The following is a 17235-nucleotide window of genomic DNA, read 5'->3' on the forward strand; positions in this document are numbered from 1 at the left end:
CCTGTTCCGGGCTCACATGGCCAAACAAACCTCTACTCGAGCGGCAAAAAAATGCTTATGAATACCAGCATGACACATGCAGCTTCTTCCCACACGACAGATGTCGCCATCATTGGCGCAGGCCCCACGGCACTTTTTGCCGCCTTTGAATGCCGGATGTTACGCTTGGACTGCATCCTGACGGATGTTCTGGACAGTGTGGGCGGGCAATGTGCGGCCCTGTACCCGGAAAAACCGATCTACGACATTCCGGCCCATCCCTCCATCACCGGAGGTGACCTGATTGCCGCCCTTGAAGAGCAGATCGCTCCCTTCAACGTGCCCCGCCTTCTCGGCAGCCGGGTCAGCCATCTGGAAGGTGGGCCGGGGGCCTTCACCCTGAAGAATGAGCGTGGCGATACTATCCATGCCAAGGCCATCATCATCGCTGCCGGTGCTGGTGCCTTCGGGCCAAACCGCCCTCCGCTGGACGGGCTGGACGCTTATGAGCGCAGCGGGGCCGTGCAGTATTATGTAAAAAAACGGGCCGACTTCACCGGCAAGCGCATCGTTGTGGCCGGGGGCGGAGATTCTGCGCTGGACTGGGCCCTCTCCCTCTCCGACATTGCCGAAAAGGTCTATCTCGTCCACCGGCGGGACCGCTTCCGTGGGGCACCGGAGACACTGGCGCAGATCGAGGCCAAGATCACCGCCGGGGCCATCGAAAAAGCCGTTCCCTACCAGCTGCACGGCCTGAAGGGCGAAAACGGCCAGCTGACCCATGTGGACCTCATCGCCATGGATGACACGGTCCGCTCTCTGGAAGCGGACGTGCTGCTGCCTTTCTACGGTCTCTCAACCGACCTTGGCCCGGTGGCCGCATGGGGGCTGGAGACACAGCGCAGCACCATCCCCGTGAATCCCGCCACCATGCAGACCAGTCTGGAAGGCATCTTCGCCATTGGCGACGTGGCCCAGTATCCCGGCAAGATGAAGCTGATCCTTCAGGGCTTCTCGGAGGGAGCCGTGGCCGCCCATGCGGCCCACCATGTCGCCCATCCTGACAAGGCCCTGCGCTTTGAACATTCCACAAGCCGGGGCCAGCCGGGCACGCCCTGATACGGCTCCCCCACCCACCGCCCATGAAAAAAGCAGGTGCCCTATGACGGGACACCTGCTTTTTTTCGTCTGTCGGGTGATCCCCGTTCAGGCAACGCCCTTCAGGAACACGACCCTGGAGGCACCACCTTCAACAAGGGTTTCGATGGCCTTGTTGAACACACGGCCATGCTCGGTCCCCATATGGGCCTTGAAGGCCGCCTCATCCCGGTAGCTTTCCTCGACATGGAACAGGTCCGGCTCATCTTCCAGCGTGTACACCACGAACCGCACGCAACCCGGCTCGGCCCGCACGTTCTCGGCCAGAGCCGTCAGCAGGCTGGCCACCTTTTCCCGATGGCCGGGCAGGGCTTTCATGGTCGCATAGAGACTCTTGGTCATGACATTTTCCCCTTTTCTCTAATAGAGTAACCTTATTATAGTGAAGATGAGTTAGAAATTAAAATGATCGTATAAATAATTAGTACCTATTGATTGTTTTTGGATAAAAATCTCTCCTTTATAAAAAAATTCAAACAGTGAAAATTATACTTTCAAAGATAATGATACTTAAAGTCTGTAGACTTAAAGTAACCTCTAAAATAAAAGAAAAAGCATCATGAATGGGAAGTATACCAAGAAAGACAGCAAGTCATTAAGAAATGTAGTCGCCTATAACATCAGGAGATTGCGATTGAATATGGACTTATCTCAAGAAGAGCTTGCTGATATCTGCGGGTACCACAGGACTTATATCAGTTCAATTGAACGATCTGAACGAAACATAACGCTTGCAACATTGGAAGCTCTTTCTAATGCTTTAAATGCTTCGCCATCAGATTTACTTGAGATGAAACATGAATCACATTGAAAATATCAAAAAAACGCCCGCCTCATCACTAAATCAGACTATGCTTGATCTGTGCAACAATATTCAAGCAAAACGCGCCAGAACAGTAATAAAACACATCTTAGAATATGGATTCATAACCACTGAAGAATTGAAAGAAAAATACGGTTATGATCACCCACCTAGAGCTATCAGAGACGTACGAGAAAATGGCGTCCCTCTGAATACTCACAAAATTACTTCTCTAAAAACCAACCGAAGGATAGCAGCTTATACTTTTGGAGATCCATCAAAAATTATCAGGGGCCGCATTGGTGGAAGAAAAGCTTTCCCCAAAAAATTAAAACAGGACCTTATTAAACGATATGGTTCTCGTGATGCAATTTCTAATACACTCTTGCCAGAAGCATATTTACAAATAGACCATCGAATCCCCTATGAAATTTCTGGTGATAACGACAGTCCGCTCAATTTAGCATCATTCATGCTTCTAGACTCTTCATCTAATCGACAAAAAAGTTGGGCCTGCGAACACTGTCCCAATTTCTTGGAAACACGCTCCATAGATTTCTGTAAATCGTGCTATTGGTCTTCACCTGAAGAATACACACACATCGCAGGCTCTCCATTCAGACGCATCGATATAACATGGAGCGAACAAGAAGTAGACATATACGATCGTCTTTTCCAACAAGCAAAGAAAGCTAAACTTTCTCTCCCTGATTTTATAAAGAAAAAACTAGAAAAATAACTGACCTTGTTGTCCCTGAATACGACATATATCAGCCTGTTTCACTTTCAGAGAGCGAGAAACATAAAGGCTCTCAATAGTCTCTGCACAAATTCCACTTATAGTCGCTTGAGATGAACGACCTGCATGAATAGCTAAACGATCAGCCTTAATGGTAGAGGGCAAAGGTTCCCCATACACCTTATTTCCTACCTGACCATCATATGACAAAATGTAAGGGATAAATTTTTCATCCAAATAGTGCAGACCTTCTATAAGGCGCTCTCGTTCCAGCCCGGCGGCATACCTCTTATCAGCCCCATAAGTTGTTCCATGATATGGCGGGTCCATATAAACTAGATCGTCCTCCGAGACCCCATCCAAGCAATCTAAAAAATCACCATGAAATATAATCGTTCGTCCCTTAAGTAATCCACTCACATCACGAACAACTCGTGACAAACGATCAGGCTTCATACCAGTACGCCTTTTATCTACAGACTGAGTAAATTTTCCTTCTTTATTAAATCTAACTGCATTCTTGACACATCTAGCAATTAAATACAAAAGAAAAACTGGATCATTATTCTCATTATACTGAGTCCGAATGTCCTTAAAGTGAGACGGTCCCACATCAAACTGAGCTTTCCAAAGCTCAGTATATCTTTCCGAAAGCTCTAACGGATTTTCAATTATCAATTTCCATAATTTAGTCAAAGGACCGTAGCAGTCACCAATAACAAAACTCTCTGCTAGATCATGCGCTGCAGCGAACAGCGTAACTGCTGAAGATCCAGCAAACGGTTCATATAATGTCTTCACCCCTTTAGGAAATAAACTGCAAATACGTGGAGCCAAGGCACGTTTGCTACCTTGATATGGAATTGGTTGAATAGACAAAGGCTTCCTAAGCATGGAAGTCAGTATGATACTTAAAGTCATCAGAAATCAAGCCTTACCTTAAACAAAAAGGCCGGAGCAGACGCCCCGGCCTTTTTCATGACCCAAAACGGAAGTCCGGGCCTCAGCCCTTCGCACCACGGGCGGCACGCTTGCGCTCGTGCGGGTCCAGATAACGCTTGCGCAGACGGATGGCAGACGGCGTGACCTCCACCAGCTCGTCATCCTCGATGTAGGCAATGGCCTGCTCGAGGCTCATCTTGCGGGGCGGAACCAGCACGACGGCATCATCCTTGCCGGAGGCACGCATGTTCGTGAGCTTCTTCTCACGCACGGCGTTCACTTCCAGATCATTCTCACGGGAATGCTCACCGAGGATCATGCCGGTGTAGATCTTCTCACCCGCATCCACGAAGAGCGTCCCACGATCCTGAAGGGAGAAAAGCGCATACGGAGTCGTCGCACCATCCTCGGCAGAGATCAGGGAGCCGTTGCGGCGGCCTTCAATCGCACCAGCATGCGGCTGGTAGGAGTGGAAGAGACGGTTCATCAGACCGGACCCGCGGGTGTCGGTCAGGAACTCGCCGTGATAGCCGATCAGACCACGGGAGGGGATCATGAAGGTCAGGCGGACCTTGTCACCGCCGGACTGACGCATGTCCTGCATCACGCCCTTGCGCAGGGACATCTTCTCCACGACCACGCCAGAATACGGCTCGTCCACATCGATGACGACTTCCTCGAACGGCTCTTCCTGCTCACCCGTTTCCGGATTCTCACGGAACAGCACACGGGGACGGCCGATGGTCAGCTCGAACCCCTCACGGCGCATGTTCTCGATCAGCACGCCCAGCTGCAGCTCACCACGACCGGCAACCTCGAAAGCCTCGCTTTCCGGGCTGTCCGTCACCTTGATGGCCACGTTGCCTTCCGTCTCCTTGAAGAGACGGTCACGGATCTGGCGGGACGTCACCTTCTTGCCCTCACGACCACCCAGCGGACCATCATTGATGCGGAAGGTCATGGAAAGGGTCGGCGGGTCGATCGGTGTGGAGGGCAGCGGCTCCTCGATGGACGGCTCGGCCAGCGTGTCGGGAATGGTGGCCTCGGAGAGACCGGCAATGGCCACGATGTCACCCGCTTCGGCTTCCTCGACGGGCACACGGTCCAGACCACGGAAGGACAGAAGCTTGGTGATGCGGCCTGTCTCGACCACGCTGCCATCAGCCCGCAGGGCACGGATGGGCATGTTCACCTTCGCACGGCCCTGCTCGATGCGGCCTGTCAGGATACGGCCAAGGAAGTTGTCGCTCTCCAGAATGGTGGAGACCATAGCAAACGGCTTGTCCTTGTCCAGGCCCGGGCTGGGCACATGCTTCAGGACGAGGTCGAACAGCGGGTGCAGGTTCTCACGGGGGCCTTCCAGCTCCGTATCCGCCCAGCCCTGGCGGCCGGACGCATACAGCATCGGGAAGTCCAGCTGCTCGTCATTGGCACCGAGGGCGGCGAAGAGGTCAAACACCTCGTCATGCACCTCGTCCGGGCGGGCATCGCCACGGTCCACCTTGTTGACGACAACCATCGGGCGCAGACCACGGGCCAGGGCCTTGCCCAGCACGAACTTGGTCTGCGGCAGGGCACCTTCGGCGGCATCCACCAGAATCACGGCCCCATCGACCATGCTCAGGATGCGCTCCACCTCACCACCGAAGTCGGCATGGCCCGGGGTGTCGATGATGTTGATACGGGTGTTCTTCCACACGACGGAAGTACATTTGGCCAGGATGGTGATCCCGCGCTCACGCTCGAGATCATTGCTGTCCATCGCACGCTCGGTGACGGCCTGATTCTCACGGAAAGTGCCGGACTGCTGGAGCAGCTGATCCACGAGTGTTGTTTTCCCATGATCGACATGGGCAATAATGGCAATGTTACGGATGTCCATGGACGATCTTTCAGGAAGTGACAGATTGGGACAGAATGGTGCCCTTACTGCACCGAAACTGATTTTTTTGCAAATCCGAACCGTGTATCAAGCCATGCAGCATCGTATTTCATGCCTTCATCTTTCTCATTCCAGCAGAAAAGGAGCCGTTTCATGACCACCCATCCCCCCAAAGGCCCCACCGCCCCCGGCACGGAAAGCCTCAGCCAGCTTGGCCGACAGACCGTACAGCCGGAGTCGCCTGAAACCGCCGAGCTGGAGCGTGTCCCGGCTCCCCATAAAGGGCGGCGTTATGTTGTCCGTTTCACCGCTCCGGAATTCACCTCCCTTTGCCCGGTGACGGGACAGCCGGACTTTGCCCATATCGTCATCGACTACATCCCACGGGACTGGATCGTGGAGAGCAAGTCCCTCAAGCTCTACCTCACCAGTTTCCGCAATCACGGAGCCTTCCATGAAGACTGCTCGGTAACCATCGCCACACGCCTTGTCGAACTGCTGGACCCGGAATGGCTGCGCATCGGGGCCTACTGGTACCCTCGTGGCGGGATGCCGATCGACGTCTTCTGGCAGACAGGCCCCGCCCCGGACGATGTCTGGATTCCCGCACAGGATGTGCCCGGATACCGGGGGCGTGGCTGAAATTCCCCCTCAGAAACCGAGCGTCACGTCTCCGCCAATCAGAATACGGTTCTGATGCCGGAAATCCGCAAAAGGCCGGGTGTTGTTCAACGAACGGTCAAACCGGATTTCCGGACGGATCTGAAGCAGCTTGACATGATGGCCGATATTCGGCCGCCACACGGCATTGAAGGACAGGTCGCCATACGTCGTTGCCGGGGCGCTGTAGGTCCGGGCGGGCAGGCCGAGCAGTGACCGGCCATAGCCTGTGTCCTCCGGGTACTGCACGACAAACTGGCCCGTGCTGTCCCGATAGACTTCCGCCCGGGCATTGAAGGTCAGGGTGGATGTTGCCGCATAGGCTCCCCAGATGACGCCGCTCCATGTATTGGCATCCAGCCCCTCATCATGAACCTGCGTGGCCTCGGCTGTCAGGCTCCATTTGGGGTTGATCTGCCATGTGGCGTTGAGGTCGTTCCAGAAACGCTGCGCCTCATGCGCCCTGTGGCTGCCCAGCGCACGGCGGGGGTCTTCCGGCCCGACCCGCAGCAGATAGGTCAGGGACAGGGCACCTCCTGCCAGCTGGCTGGCATTGAAGCCCACATAACCGGCCGGTTCGCCATTGTTGTTGCCCCGGCCAAATGATTTCTGGTTCCCGGCATCCATCCCGAACAGAACAGCGTAATGCGAATTCAGGTGCCACTGCCCATAGAAGCCGACATGCTCGAACGGATTGGAATACTGCGCCGTATAGGACATGGTGTAGAAGGCCCGCCCTGCCGGATTCAGCACCTCCACCCCCATGGGGGAGGACAGGATGCCCAGCTGCATGTCCAGCCCGTCTTTCGTCAGCCACGGCATATGCAGGGCGATGTTGGCCTGAATGGGGGTAAGCTGGTAGCGATGATGATCCAGCCAGCGGTCTGAAATCCCCGTGATGACGTAAGCTCTGGCATCAGAACCATAAAGCATCTGGATGTTCGCCCCCAGCCCGTAACCGTCACCAATCGGGTCAACGGGTTTGGTGATGGTCAGGGCGACCTGATTGAGCATCCCCGTATCACTGTGGGACTGGAGAAGCTGACCGAAATTCATGCCATTTCCAGGATGGCCGGTATTGGCCATGGCCCCGCCCTCAATCTGGAGACCGACATCAATGTCGGAAAACCAGCTCTTCCCGGCCGGTGCGGCAGGCTGGACGGCACTGGGGGCCGCCACCGGGGCAGGTGATGGAGCTGCCGGGACGGAAGAAGAGGACGTGCCGGCCAGCGTGGCCTGAACGGGCCCCCCCTGCTCGCTGGGAGCGGCCTGTGCGCCTTCCAGCCATGACACAGCTCCACCGCACACCCCGACCACCAGAAGATACTGCCAATACCGCATTGAGCCACCCCACCTATTGTTCCGGTATCGTAAGTATATCCACCTTCTGAAAAGCGGGACAATATCCAGAACAGACAGAATGGGATGAAAAGTGATATTCTGCTGCCGAAAATGAAAAAAGGCCGTCCCAAAGACGACCTTTTGTGACCTGCAGCAGGCGGGATGACCTCAGAAAGAAATGGCTGATTCCAGATCAATCAGCATGGCATCCTTGTACCGTTTCAGAGCACCGGGACTCCAGAGATACTGCAAGCCGGGCCGCAGCAGCAGCCAGCGTGTGGGCCAGTATCCATAATTGAGTTCGATGGCTTCTTCCGAATGCGGAGCATACAGCCCGGCACCCCGACCCGTGTGCTGGAGATGCTCGATCCAGTGTGTGACCTTCGGATTGGCCCAGAGGGCCTTCATGCCAAAACTGATTGTATCATTGGGGCGGCTGGCGAACGTTCCCTTCCGGGTAATACCCGCCGTCACAAAATAGGGCGCAATGGCCGTGCGGGGATCGCCCCATGTGAAGGAGGCAAAAAACGCCGTTCCCCGGTGCGGGTCCGCTCCATCCCGCTGCAACATGCGGTCAAACTGGAACCACCCACCAAACCGGCCCCTCACCTTGGAGACGGGCGCATCCTGCGCCGCAGAAGCCGGAATGTAATATGTTCCCATCTGGCCATAGACGTTCTTGACCTCGGACGTGTCCCAATAGCCGCCGATCTTCACGTTCGTCTGTAACGGGCCGCTATAATCATCCGTCCCGCCCCGATGCCAGCCCAGCTGGAACGGCAGATAGGTACCTGTCGCCCCGTGCAGGTTCATCTTCCAGCCATTCCGCACGCCGGTGATCGTCGGGTCCACACTGTAAGCCCCGAACTGCACCAGATAATGGTCATTCCCCGCCGGATAGAGCTTGATCCACGCACCGGGATGGGCCGTCGGATAGAAGCCGTAACCCGAATTCATGGCAATGGACTGCGGCATCCCGCAGATGCCGTTGTTCTGGAACTGGCAGTACAGGTTGGCCCCCCAATAGGTGGAAGACTGCTCGAAGTCATTCTCCGTGTTGATCTCACCAACCTCGGTATGTACGTACTTGTTCCAGTGCATTTCCCAGCTGAGGCGGCCAAGGCGCATGGTCTCACCGGCCCCGTAAATTTCCATCGGGCTGTCAACAGCCGGCAACGTGTTTCCCAGCCCGGCCCCCTGACGGGCCAGTGTCAGGAAGTGCAGTGTGCCCGCATTGAAGGCAACGCCCAGCAGCTTCTTCAGGTTGAAATCCAGAGACAGGGCCTCTTCATCCGCATAGCGGACCGCACGGGATTTCCCCCCGAACGGATTGCCTGCGGTGTCCTGAAAGTAACGCCCGCCGATCGTCACGCCATGATCGGCCAGCCAGCTCCGTGCGCCCCAAGGGTCACCAAAAAAACCATCCTGATTGGCAAAATCGTGCCAGCTGTTGGGGAAAAGCCCCTTCTGCTTCTCTGGTGAAGCCTGCTCACTGGCCCCGCGGGAGAAGACGTCACCCGGGATCGGGAGAGGCACGGACCCGAAAGCACGCTGCTCATCCCTTGCAGGCGCACCGTAATTCCGTTCCTTCAACAGCTCATCCCTCTGGGCCGTCGTGATCTCCCCACCTGCTGCCGCTTTCTCCTTCACGGCAGCCGGCCCGGCAGCATCCTGCGCAAAAACGGCATGGGCTCCCAGCATCCAAGCGACACCTACTGCTGCTGTACCAGCCTTTTGCCACATTCCACGCATAGATTAGCCTTCATAGCCGTTGATCAGGACAGGAACCTGAAGGCCAGATGCGCCATGGCAGCCTTCAGCACGACAATGCCAGACAGGCCACAAGCGGCACTGCGGCAAAGGATGACACCGTCCCTTTATATAAATTTTATCGCTGACTTCCAGTGGTGAAATCTGTCTATACCAGATCAGTCGTCATCCACCTCTTCAAGTTCATGTGACCGTTGTCGGTTTATTTACCGTCCAGCTACGATGCTGTTGCCCGAGGCGGCGGGTCAGCGGCAGAAGCAGGGCCAGCACAACACACAGCCCCACACACCCCAGAAACAGTTCCCGGAACAGGGCAGCATAACCCGCCAGGCTGCCCCCACCATCGGCCGGAACACTGGCGAGATCAGCCACCAGGCTCCCCAGATACATGCCGACCCCCCAGAGCAGGAACAGGGCCCCCATCAGCACTGCGCTGACACGGGCCGGGGCATAACGGGCCACAATGGCCAACCCAAGACCGATGGTCAGCAGCTCCCCGAGGGACATGGTGCCATACCCGGCCACCATGACCCACGGCGAAACAAGCCCCGTGCTATGGCCAGCGGCCAACCACCAGATGCAAAAAGCCAGAGCGACCAAGCCATAACCGAGCAGTATCTTGATGGCGGGTGAAGCATCCTGCCCCCTACCCGCATGACGACGGTACAGCCATGCCAGCAGCGGGCTGAACAGCATGACAGCGATCGGATTGAGCGCCTGGAACTGGCCTGCCGACATGGTGAACAGCCGCCATGACCCCAGCTGGTACACGCCAGAGACATCCCGCATGGCAAACAGTGTCAGGGAGGTCTGCATCTGCTGGTAGAAGATCTGGTAGGCCATTGTCTGAGCACAGAGGATGTAGGTCAGCAGCAGACCGGGCCGTTCACCGTCCTTCGCCCGCACATAAAGCCAGACCCAGAGCAGAAGAAGCCCCACCCCTGCCAGAATGATGCAGAGCTGGACCAGCGCCGGGCTATACAGCACCCATGTGCAAAATCCCCAGACCACCAGCAGGGCCAGCAGGATTCCAGCGCCCAGCGCCCCTTTCAGCACGGGAGTGGAAAGACGCTCCACCAGAGGAACAGGCATGGAGGATGGCCCATGCCGCCGGACTGCCTCAACCGCCCGTGCGGCAAGAAACCGCCGCATACGCCCGGCCCGCACTGCATAATAGCCAAGCCCGACCAGCAGCCCCCCGGCACAGGCCAGAAAGGCCACAGCCGCCCCATAGCGCTGCTGGAGCCACGGCATCAGCAGCATGGAGACGGTCGACCCAACATTGATGGCCATATAGTAGAGTGTGAAAGCGGCATCCAGTGCCGTGCCATCCCCGGCGTAAATGCGCCGAACGAGCGTCCCCGCATTGGGTTTGAACAACCCGTTGGAGAGGGCAATCAGTGTCAGGGCCGGAAGGAAAACAGCCTGACTGCCAAGAGACATGGCCAGAAGACCATATCCGGCTGTCAGCCCGAAGGCCCCCACCAGCATGGTGGGTCTTGTCCCGAGGCACTGATCCCCCAGAAGCCCCCCCAAAACAGGAAGACTGTAGATGAAAAATCCCAGTCCCCCCTGCATGAGGTTAACGTCATGATCCCGCATGTGCAGCTGGGTGACCATGAAAACGGTCAGGACAGCCTGCATGCCGTAATAACCGAAACGCTCCCACAGCTCGATGGCCATGACGACAGCAAAAGCCTGCCGCCGTGCGACAAAAAAGGACGCCGCAGAATGTTGCTGATCGGTCATGAGGGCACGCTACTCCGTTACGGGAAGGACACTGGCTCCCTCCTCACTAGCGCAAAAATCAGCCCCCTGCGAGGTGGAACCCATCCACATGGGCAATCCCCACCAGGCCCAGCACACACAGGGCCACAACAAACACGATGGCCACCAATGCTCCCAGAACGCTGGACTGTCTGACACGCAGCCAGAAAGACATCCCCCAGACCATGGCTAACCCGTCCTTTCCCCGCCACTCCCAACCCCTTGCAGGGCCATCACCAACACACCAGAGGCAGGCCCTTCACATCCCAAAGCGGGACAGAGGGCCTGCCTTCCTTTTTCACCACCCTGCCACACACCACACTCCAGCAGGGACTGGCCCTCAGCTCTCCGTTTTCTCCTCGGCTTCACGCCGCACGAGGGCTTCCAGCTCCGGCGAAATGGTCCCCAGCACAACACGCAGGGTCACCAGCAGATTTCCCGCCTCATGCCGTTTATCCGCCGCAATACCACGACCAGTCAAACGCAGGACCGTGCCACTGTCAGAATGTGGCTTGACCTTCAGCGCCACCGTTCCACCCGGGGTACGGACATGCACCTTGCCACCCAGAATGGCCGTATGGAGGTCAACATCCTGCGTGACACGCAAATTCCGCCCCTCACGCCTGTAATAAGGGTCTTCCGCCACATGAATCTTCAGCAGCACATCCCCGGCAGGGCCGGGCCGACCATCCATGCCGGGCTGCCCCGGCTGACCTTTCCCCCTCAGACGAAGCGTCTTGCCATCCTCGATGCCCGCAGGAATGGTGACGGACACCTCACGCCCTCCACCAAGGCTGACATCACGCCGGGTACCAAGAGCACATTCCTCCATGCTGATACGCAGCTCGCCATGCAGGTCCTCGCCCCGCCGGGGACGGGCAGACCGGAAACCACCGCCCCCGCCACCAAAGGCACCGAAAATGTCCCCCAGGTCCTCCGGATTGAAACCACCGCCCGAGAAACCGCCAAATCCGCCAAAGCCACCACCTGGGCCACCGGCCCCGGCACCGCCACCAAAACCGCCCCCGCCAAAGGGACCCCTCATCTGGCCATCCGCATCGATCTCGCCACGATCGAACTGGGCGCGCTTCTCCTCGTCACCGACAATCTCGTACGCCTTGCCAATCTCCTTGAAGCGCTCCTCCGCCTTGGTATCACCGGGGTTGCGGTCAGGGTGATACTGCTTGACCAGCCGACGGTAGGCGCTGCGGATTTCCTTCTCCGACGCTGTACTGCTTACGCCAAGAACCTTATATGGGTCAGTCGCCATTACTGTCCTGTATCCTCCAGATCCGTATCATCCAGCAGGTCGATCAGCACGGCCAGAACCCTGCTTCTGGAATAGCCAGCAGCTTCCGCCTCCCTGATGAGGGTCTGCACCCGGGGGCGCAGGAAATCGGCGGCTGACTGTACTGGTGTGCCTGTCATGGAAAAAACCTTTCTTTCCCAAAGAAGTGGTGTGCCTGTAAGGTAAGGTCAATAGAGAATGAATTTTTGCCCGTGCATTTCCCGACACTTTCCCAGACCTTGCCGAAAGACAGTTCTTCATGCTGCATGCTGACAGCCCCTCCCCTGCCAACCTTTCCCGCCGCCTCATCATTACAGGCAGCGACAGCCGTTATTTTCCCCTGCTTCAGGAGCTGGTCGCTTCCATCCGCCGCTTCCCGGAGCTGGCCGGGCTGCCGGTCGCCTGCATTGATGGCGGGCTGAAGCGGAAACAGGTCACATGGCTGGAGCAGAATGGCATCACTGTCCGTACCCCGAGAGCCTTTCCTCATGTCTCACGATGGGCCATGCGCAGGCGCCCCAATCTGGCCATCGAACTCTCCAAGATGTGGCTGGACCAGCTCTTCCCGGAGCATGACACGCTGGTATGGATCGATGCAGATGCCTGGGTGCAGGACTGTCAGGCCGTGGAGCTTCTCTTCCAGGCCGCCGAGCAGACGCCGCACGCTCTGGCCATCACGCCGGAACTCTTCCTGCACAAGCCGCTGTTCCGGCTGCGCTGGCTGCCCTTCGGCCTCGTGCAGCTCCGCACCATCCTGTACAAGAATTCCCGTCTGGCCCGGCTGCCCCGGGCGATATGCCGTCATATCGGCGTGCGCCCCACCCTCAATGCCGGTGTCTTCGCCCTCTCCCGCACGGCTCCGCACTGGCCCCGGCTCCGCCACTGGCAGGAAGAAGCCCTGCGGCACGGCAAGATATTCAGCTCCGGCCAGCTCGCCATGGCCCTGACAAGCTATCACGATGGCTACGCCACCGCCCTGATGCCTGCCGGATGCAACTATCTGGGACCGTGGCAGATCGACTCACGAACGGGCCTGCTCTGCGAGGTCACTTTTCCGCACCGCCCTGTCGGCATCGTCCATCTCGCCGGGCACGACGCCATGCGGCTGGACCCGACCGTGACGATGGACGTGCCCGACCGGGCAGGAGGAACACAGGCCCTCAATCTGCGGTTCGGCACGATGCAGGCTTACCGGGACACCCGCCAGCCAGATATGACCTAACGGCTGAAGGCCCGCAGGATCATGTCCTTGCTCTCATGCTGTTCCACCTTCAGGGTGGTATTGGAAAGTTCCCGCCCCTGCCAACCGGCACCGAAAGCAATGTAGAGCGAGATGGCATCATCCATGCGCTTGCCGGTAGCCGACACAGCGGCCACCCGGCGGGACAGGTAGGTCTGCTGGGAGTTGAGAACATCCAGATAGCCCGTCAGCCCGGCGGCATAGAGCTTGCGGGCACGGGACAGGGCCAGACCGGCCTGCGTGGCGGCCTCCCGTTCTTCCCGCACCAGCTCGTTGTCCTGATGCCAGTCATCGAGGCTGTCTTCCACTTCCCGAAAAGCATTCAGAACGGTCTGACGATATTGCAGGCGACTGGCCTCCGCCTCACTTCTGGCCTGGGCGATCTGGGCGCTGTATTTACCCCCATGCAGGATGGGCAGGGAGGCCATCATCATGACATTCCAGCTCATCCCTCCAATCTGGAACGCCTGATAGGCGGCAGAGGCATTGGGATTGAAGGTCAGCGGGATGCTGAAATTGGGATACAGATTGGAAATCGTGATTCCGATGCGGGAGACGCTCGCCGCATAGCGCCGCTCGGCCGAACGGATGTCGGGCCGGTTGGTCAGCACGGCGGAAGGCAGCATGGCCGGGAACGGGGGCAGGGTCGGGATGGGCCGCCGCTCTTCAAGATCAGGCTGTTCCTTACCGGGCATCTCACCCATCAGCACGTTGATGGCATGGATGAGCTGCTCCTGCCGCGCCCGCAAGGGGGGCAGACGAGCCAGCTCGGCATGTTCTTCCGTCCGGGACTGGGCAATGGCCAGCGTATTGCCGACGCCATTATTGAAGAGCCTCTCCACCAGCTGGGTACTGTCCCGAGCCGTGCGGATGGAATCCTCTGTCACGCTCATGCGGGTCTGGATGGTCCGCAGCTCAACATAATCTGTCACCAGCTGGCTCAGCAGAGAGAGCAGCAGCCCCCGCCGCTCCTCGATGCTGACTTCCACCAGCCTCTTACGCTCCTGCACCTGCCGGGAGATATGGCCAAAAACATCAATCTCCCAGCTTGCCCGGGCACCATAGGTCAGCACAGACGCATGGGGGTGATTGTTCGGGTTGCCCGGGCGCAGGGGCCAGTTGTCAACATTGATGGAGTAGCGGTTGTCTCCCCCACCCGCATTGGCATCCAGCTGGGGATACCAGTTGGCCTGTGCCTGCCGCCGGACAGACTGCTCGGCCAGAACATGCTGGGTGGCCACCTGAAGGTCGTAATTCCCTCTGATGGTCTGCTCCACCAGTCTGTCCAGAACAGGATCGTGAAACTGCGCCCACCAGTCCCGGAGGTTGGCTTCCGTCTCGGCAATTTCCTCCTTGGTGGCGGGGTGGGGCTCACTGGCAAAATGGCCCGGCACTTTCATCCTGTCCGGCCTGTATTCCGGTCCGACCATGCAGGACGTCAAGAAAAGACAGCTGCTGACAACAAGGGGAACAAACCGCATCTTCATCTCACAGGTGATCCTGCAGCCATGTCGTCAACAGCCCCCTGCCTCCGGCTTTTGCTTTCCCCACCGCCACGGTGGCTGTCATGCCTGCAGACAGAATGACCTCTGGCGGCATCTCATCAATTTCAATACGCACGGGAATACGCTGAGCCAGCCTTACCCATGTGAAGATCGGATTCACATCTGGCAGGCCGAGCCTGTCCGACATGCCGTTTGCATCATTGATGCCTCGGCCAATACTGACGACATGCCCCCGCAGGACATGACGATATCCCATGAGCTTGATACGGGCCTCATCACCAACATGCACACCATGCATCTTGGTTTCTTCAAAATAACCATAGACCCAATAGCTGTTCGCATCGATCACGGCCATGCGGGACTGTCCAGCCGTCACATAATCACCGACACGCAGATTGAGATTGGTCACGTAGCCATCCACGGCAGAATAGACCGTGGAACGCTGAAGATTGAGCAGGGCCGTATCGAGGGCAGACCGGGCTTCTTCCAGCCGTGCCCGGCGTACTTCCATCTCGGAGTCGAACACATCCTGTTCCTCACGGGACACGACGCCACCAAGCCCGCGCCGCCTCTTCGCATTCATGACGCTCAGCTTGTAATCTTCCGTCACACCCGCCAGACGGGCCCGTGCCTCATCGATCCTGAGCCTGAAACGCAGTGGATCCACCGTGAAAAGCGGATCCCCCTTATGAACGAACTGGTTGTCCACAACCGGAACAGACACGACCGTTCCCGACACTTCAGGCGTGGCCGTAACGACGTAGACACGGACACGACCATCACGTGTCCAGGGATCAAGGACATAAAGGTCCCACACGACATACCCCAGACCAATAGCCAGAGCGATGATGATCAGTGTCAGCAATGGACGTACAAGACGCCGAAACCAGTTCATACCCCCGCTCCACCTCAGACGAAAATAACCAGAAGACAGAGAACACAGACATACAGGGCAATCTCGAACAGGGCGACATGCCAGAACCAGCCCAATGCTCCGAGACGCCACAACACATAGCGCAGGGCCAGAGTCACCAGCACTGCGCAGACAGCATAAACAGCTATTGGAGAAACGAACACTCCGCAGAGGCTGACTTCCGAAAGCATCATGCGCCGCAATCCCCGATAGAACGGGACCGTGCGGGTGATGTGTCTGATGCTTTGCTCACGTTGTTCCCTATCGCACCTGCAAAAGGCCCGGTGTCCGTCCAGACGGGCCGGACTCTGCTTCCTCCCGAAGGTACCATGCCGGGTATCCATCCAGAGGACGACACGGCACCACCGCCAGGCCATCTTCCCGTTTCAACCACAGAGGCAGAAGCAGCTCTTACCACTTCTTAACGTCAATTACAGGCGTCTGACCAGATGGAACCCACCTGGAAACAGAAAGCCCATAGCAGAAGCGGCCCCTGAAGGCCGCTTCTTTTGTCTCATATGCCTATGGAACCGACAAAATCACTTTTTCCGGCGTGTGAAGACACCTTTGGCCATACGCCATGCCTGCCCACCCGCATAACGGCCCACCGGACCACTGGCGAGACCAAGCAGGGACGTCAGCGCAAAGCTCTGCTTCAGCTCATGCATCTTCCTGTCCCGCTCCATGCGGGCGCGGGCCTCTGCCAGGCCGGAATGACCGGCACGCACCGCCAGAAGCAGGAAAATGATGAAAAACAGCAGGTCTATCCCCAGTACACAGGTAGCAGACAGCAGAAGACCCAGATGGCAGACCTGCCTGAAAAAGGCCCAGAACACTCCGTGCAGGGTAATAGCTGCAAAGCCGAGAAACACGAGAGCCACGACAAGGAAGCACAGCCGGATACCGTGCCGTTTTGCACATTCCCTGAAAATTTTTCCCTGGGCAGCGAGCACTGCCTGACCAAGTTCCAGTAGACCATTCATGATACGACTGCTGCCCCTTCCAGATTCATGAAAAACACCAAGGCCCTTGCCAGAGGGAGGACAGAACACACCCCTCCGCCGACCATTCCCTCACCTATAGCACTGCACGGGAAAAAGCCAAAGCACCTCACGAAGCGGCGCTACCCACCCCTCATTAAAGGTTGAATGGAAAATATTTCCCTGGGCAGGCATGGCGTATGGCCAAAGGTGTCTTCACACGCCGGAAAAAGTGATTTTGTCGGTTCCATAGGCATATGAGACAAAAG

At 57.5% G+C, this 17235-nt stretch carries 18 protein-coding genes; 5 read left to right on the forward strand and 13 right to left on the reverse strand.

The window, feature by feature from the left end; all coding sequences use genetic code 11:
- Positions 1-69 precede the first annotated feature (69 nt).
- The gene (locus ASO19_RS01980) at positions 70-1098 is read left to right on the forward strand and encodes an NAD(P)/FAD-dependent oxidoreductase (RefSeq protein ID WP_043558469.1); all 1029 of its coding nucleotides are present in this window, start codon (positions 70-72) and stop codon (positions 1096-1098) included.
- Positions 1099-1185: 87 nt separating this feature from the next.
- Here the strand turns inward: ASO19_RS01980 and ASO19_RS01985 are convergent, their stop codons facing one another.
- Complete coding sequence (locus tag ASO19_RS01985) at positions 1186-1479, reverse strand: putative quinol monooxygenase (RefSeq protein ID WP_043558466.1); 294 nt, start codon at positions 1477-1479, stop codon at positions 1186-1188.
- Positions 1480-1696: 217 nt separating this feature from the next.
- Here ASO19_RS01985 and ASO19_RS01990 point away from each other — a divergent pair, with 217 nt between their 5' ends.
- On the forward strand, positions 1697-1948 hold the full coding sequence (locus ASO19_RS01990; RefSeq protein WP_103765271.1) for a helix-turn-helix domain-containing protein: 252 nt from the start codon (positions 1697-1699) through the stop codon (positions 1946-1948).
- On the forward strand, positions 1935-2678 hold the full coding sequence (locus ASO19_RS01995) for a helix-turn-helix domain-containing protein (protein ID WP_219811867.1): 744 nt from the start codon (positions 1935-1937) through the stop codon (positions 2676-2678). The genes ASO19_RS01990 and ASO19_RS01995 overlap by 14 nt, the downstream gene beginning before the upstream one ends.
- Here ASO19_RS01995 and ASO19_RS02000 read toward each other — a convergent pair.
- On the reverse strand, positions 2667-3599 hold the full coding sequence (locus ASO19_RS02000; protein WP_103765272.1) for a Dam family site-specific DNA-(adenine-N6)-methyltransferase: 933 nt from the start codon (positions 3597-3599) through the stop codon (positions 2667-2669). The two genes, ASO19_RS01995 and ASO19_RS02000, sit on opposite strands and share 12 nt — an antisense overlap.
- An 82-nt stretch (positions 3600-3681) precedes the next feature.
- Positions 3682-5502 carry a translational GTPase TypA gene (gene typA / locus ASO19_RS02005; RefSeq protein WP_043558056.1) on the reverse strand — a complete coding sequence of 607 codons (1821 nt, stop codon included), beginning with the start codon at positions 5500-5502 and terminating at the stop codon, positions 3682-3684.
- Between the two features lie 153 nt (positions 5503-5655).
- On the opposite strand from typA, the gene queF reads away from it, so the two are divergent.
- Positions 5656-6144 (forward strand): preQ(1) synthase, encoded by a 489-nt coding sequence (gene queF, locus ASO19_RS02010; RefSeq protein ID WP_043558053.1) that lies wholly within the window; start codon positions 5656-5658, stop codon positions 6142-6144.
- Positions 6145-6153: 9 nt separating this feature from the next.
- Here the strand turns inward: queF and ASO19_RS02015 are convergent, their stop codons facing one another.
- The 6 genes from ASO19_RS02015 to ASO19_RS09110 all read right to left on the reverse strand — a co-directional run bounded on the left by ASO19_RS02015 (position 6154) and on the right by ASO19_RS09110 (position 12468).
- Positions 6154-7503, reverse strand: a complete 1350-nt coding sequence (locus ASO19_RS02015; RefSeq protein WP_081562818.1) for an outer membrane beta-barrel protein — start codon at positions 7501-7503, stop codon at positions 6154-6156.
- 168 nt (positions 7504-7671) lie between these two features.
- Positions 7672-9204, reverse strand: a complete 1533-nt coding sequence (locus ASO19_RS02020) for a carbohydrate porin (RefSeq protein WP_103765273.1) — start codon at positions 9202-9204, stop codon at positions 7672-7674.
- 252 nt (positions 9205-9456) lie between these two features.
- A complete protein-coding gene (locus ASO19_RS02025) occupies positions 9457-11022 on the reverse strand; it encodes a peptide MFS transporter (protein ID WP_103765274.1) in 1566 nt (521 codons plus the stop codon).
- 58 nt (positions 11023-11080) lie between these two features.
- Positions 11081-11227, reverse strand: a complete 147-nt coding sequence (locus ASO19_RS09105; RefSeq protein ID WP_156878828.1) for a hypothetical protein — start codon at positions 11225-11227, stop codon at positions 11081-11083.
- A gap of 153 nt (positions 11228-11380) precedes the next feature.
- The gene (locus ASO19_RS02030) at positions 11381-12310 is read right to left on the reverse strand and encodes a DnaJ C-terminal domain-containing protein (protein ID WP_043558046.1); all 930 of its coding nucleotides are present in this window, start codon (positions 12308-12310) and stop codon (positions 11381-11383) included.
- Positions 12310-12468 (reverse strand): hypothetical protein, encoded by a 159-nt coding sequence (locus ASO19_RS09110; RefSeq protein WP_166651579.1) that lies wholly within the window; start codon positions 12466-12468, stop codon positions 12310-12312. Before ASO19_RS09110 ends, ASO19_RS02030 begins: the two co-directional genes overlap by 1 nt.
- Positions 12469-12587: 119 nt before the next feature.
- Between ASO19_RS09110 and ASO19_RS02035 the strand changes: the two genes are divergently transcribed.
- The gene (locus ASO19_RS02035) at positions 12588-13550 is read left to right on the forward strand and encodes a glycosyl transferase (protein ID WP_103765275.1); all 963 of its coding nucleotides are present in this window, start codon (positions 12588-12590) and stop codon (positions 13548-13550) included.
- Here ASO19_RS02035 and ASO19_RS02040 read toward each other — a convergent pair.
- The 4 genes from ASO19_RS02040 to ASO19_RS02055 all read right to left on the reverse strand — a co-directional run bounded on the left by ASO19_RS02040 (position 13547) and on the right by ASO19_RS02055 (position 16969).
- A complete protein-coding gene (locus ASO19_RS02040) occupies positions 13547-15055 on the reverse strand; it encodes an efflux transporter outer membrane subunit (RefSeq protein ID WP_103765276.1) in 1509 nt (502 codons plus the stop codon). The two genes, ASO19_RS02035 and ASO19_RS02040, sit on opposite strands and share 4 nt — an antisense overlap.
- A 1-nt stretch (position 15056) precedes the next feature.
- Positions 15057-15968, reverse strand: a complete 912-nt coding sequence (locus ASO19_RS02045) for an HlyD family efflux transporter periplasmic adaptor subunit (RefSeq protein WP_043558041.1) — start codon at positions 15966-15968, stop codon at positions 15057-15059.
- A gap of 14 nt (positions 15969-15982) precedes the next feature.
- Positions 15983-16177 (reverse strand): DUF1656 domain-containing protein, encoded by a 195-nt coding sequence (locus ASO19_RS02050; RefSeq protein WP_043558458.1) that lies wholly within the window; start codon positions 16175-16177, stop codon positions 15983-15985.
- Positions 16178-16525: 348 nt separating this feature from the next.
- On the reverse strand, positions 16526-16969 hold the full coding sequence (locus tag ASO19_RS02055) for a hypothetical protein (RefSeq protein WP_043558039.1): 444 nt from the start codon (positions 16967-16969) through the stop codon (positions 16526-16528).
- Positions 16970-17235: the final 266 nt, after the last annotated feature.

This window comes from Parasaccharibacter apium (genome assembly GCF_002917995.1).
GTDB lineage: Bacteria > Pseudomonadota > Alphaproteobacteria > Acetobacterales > Acetobacteraceae > Bombella > Bombella apis.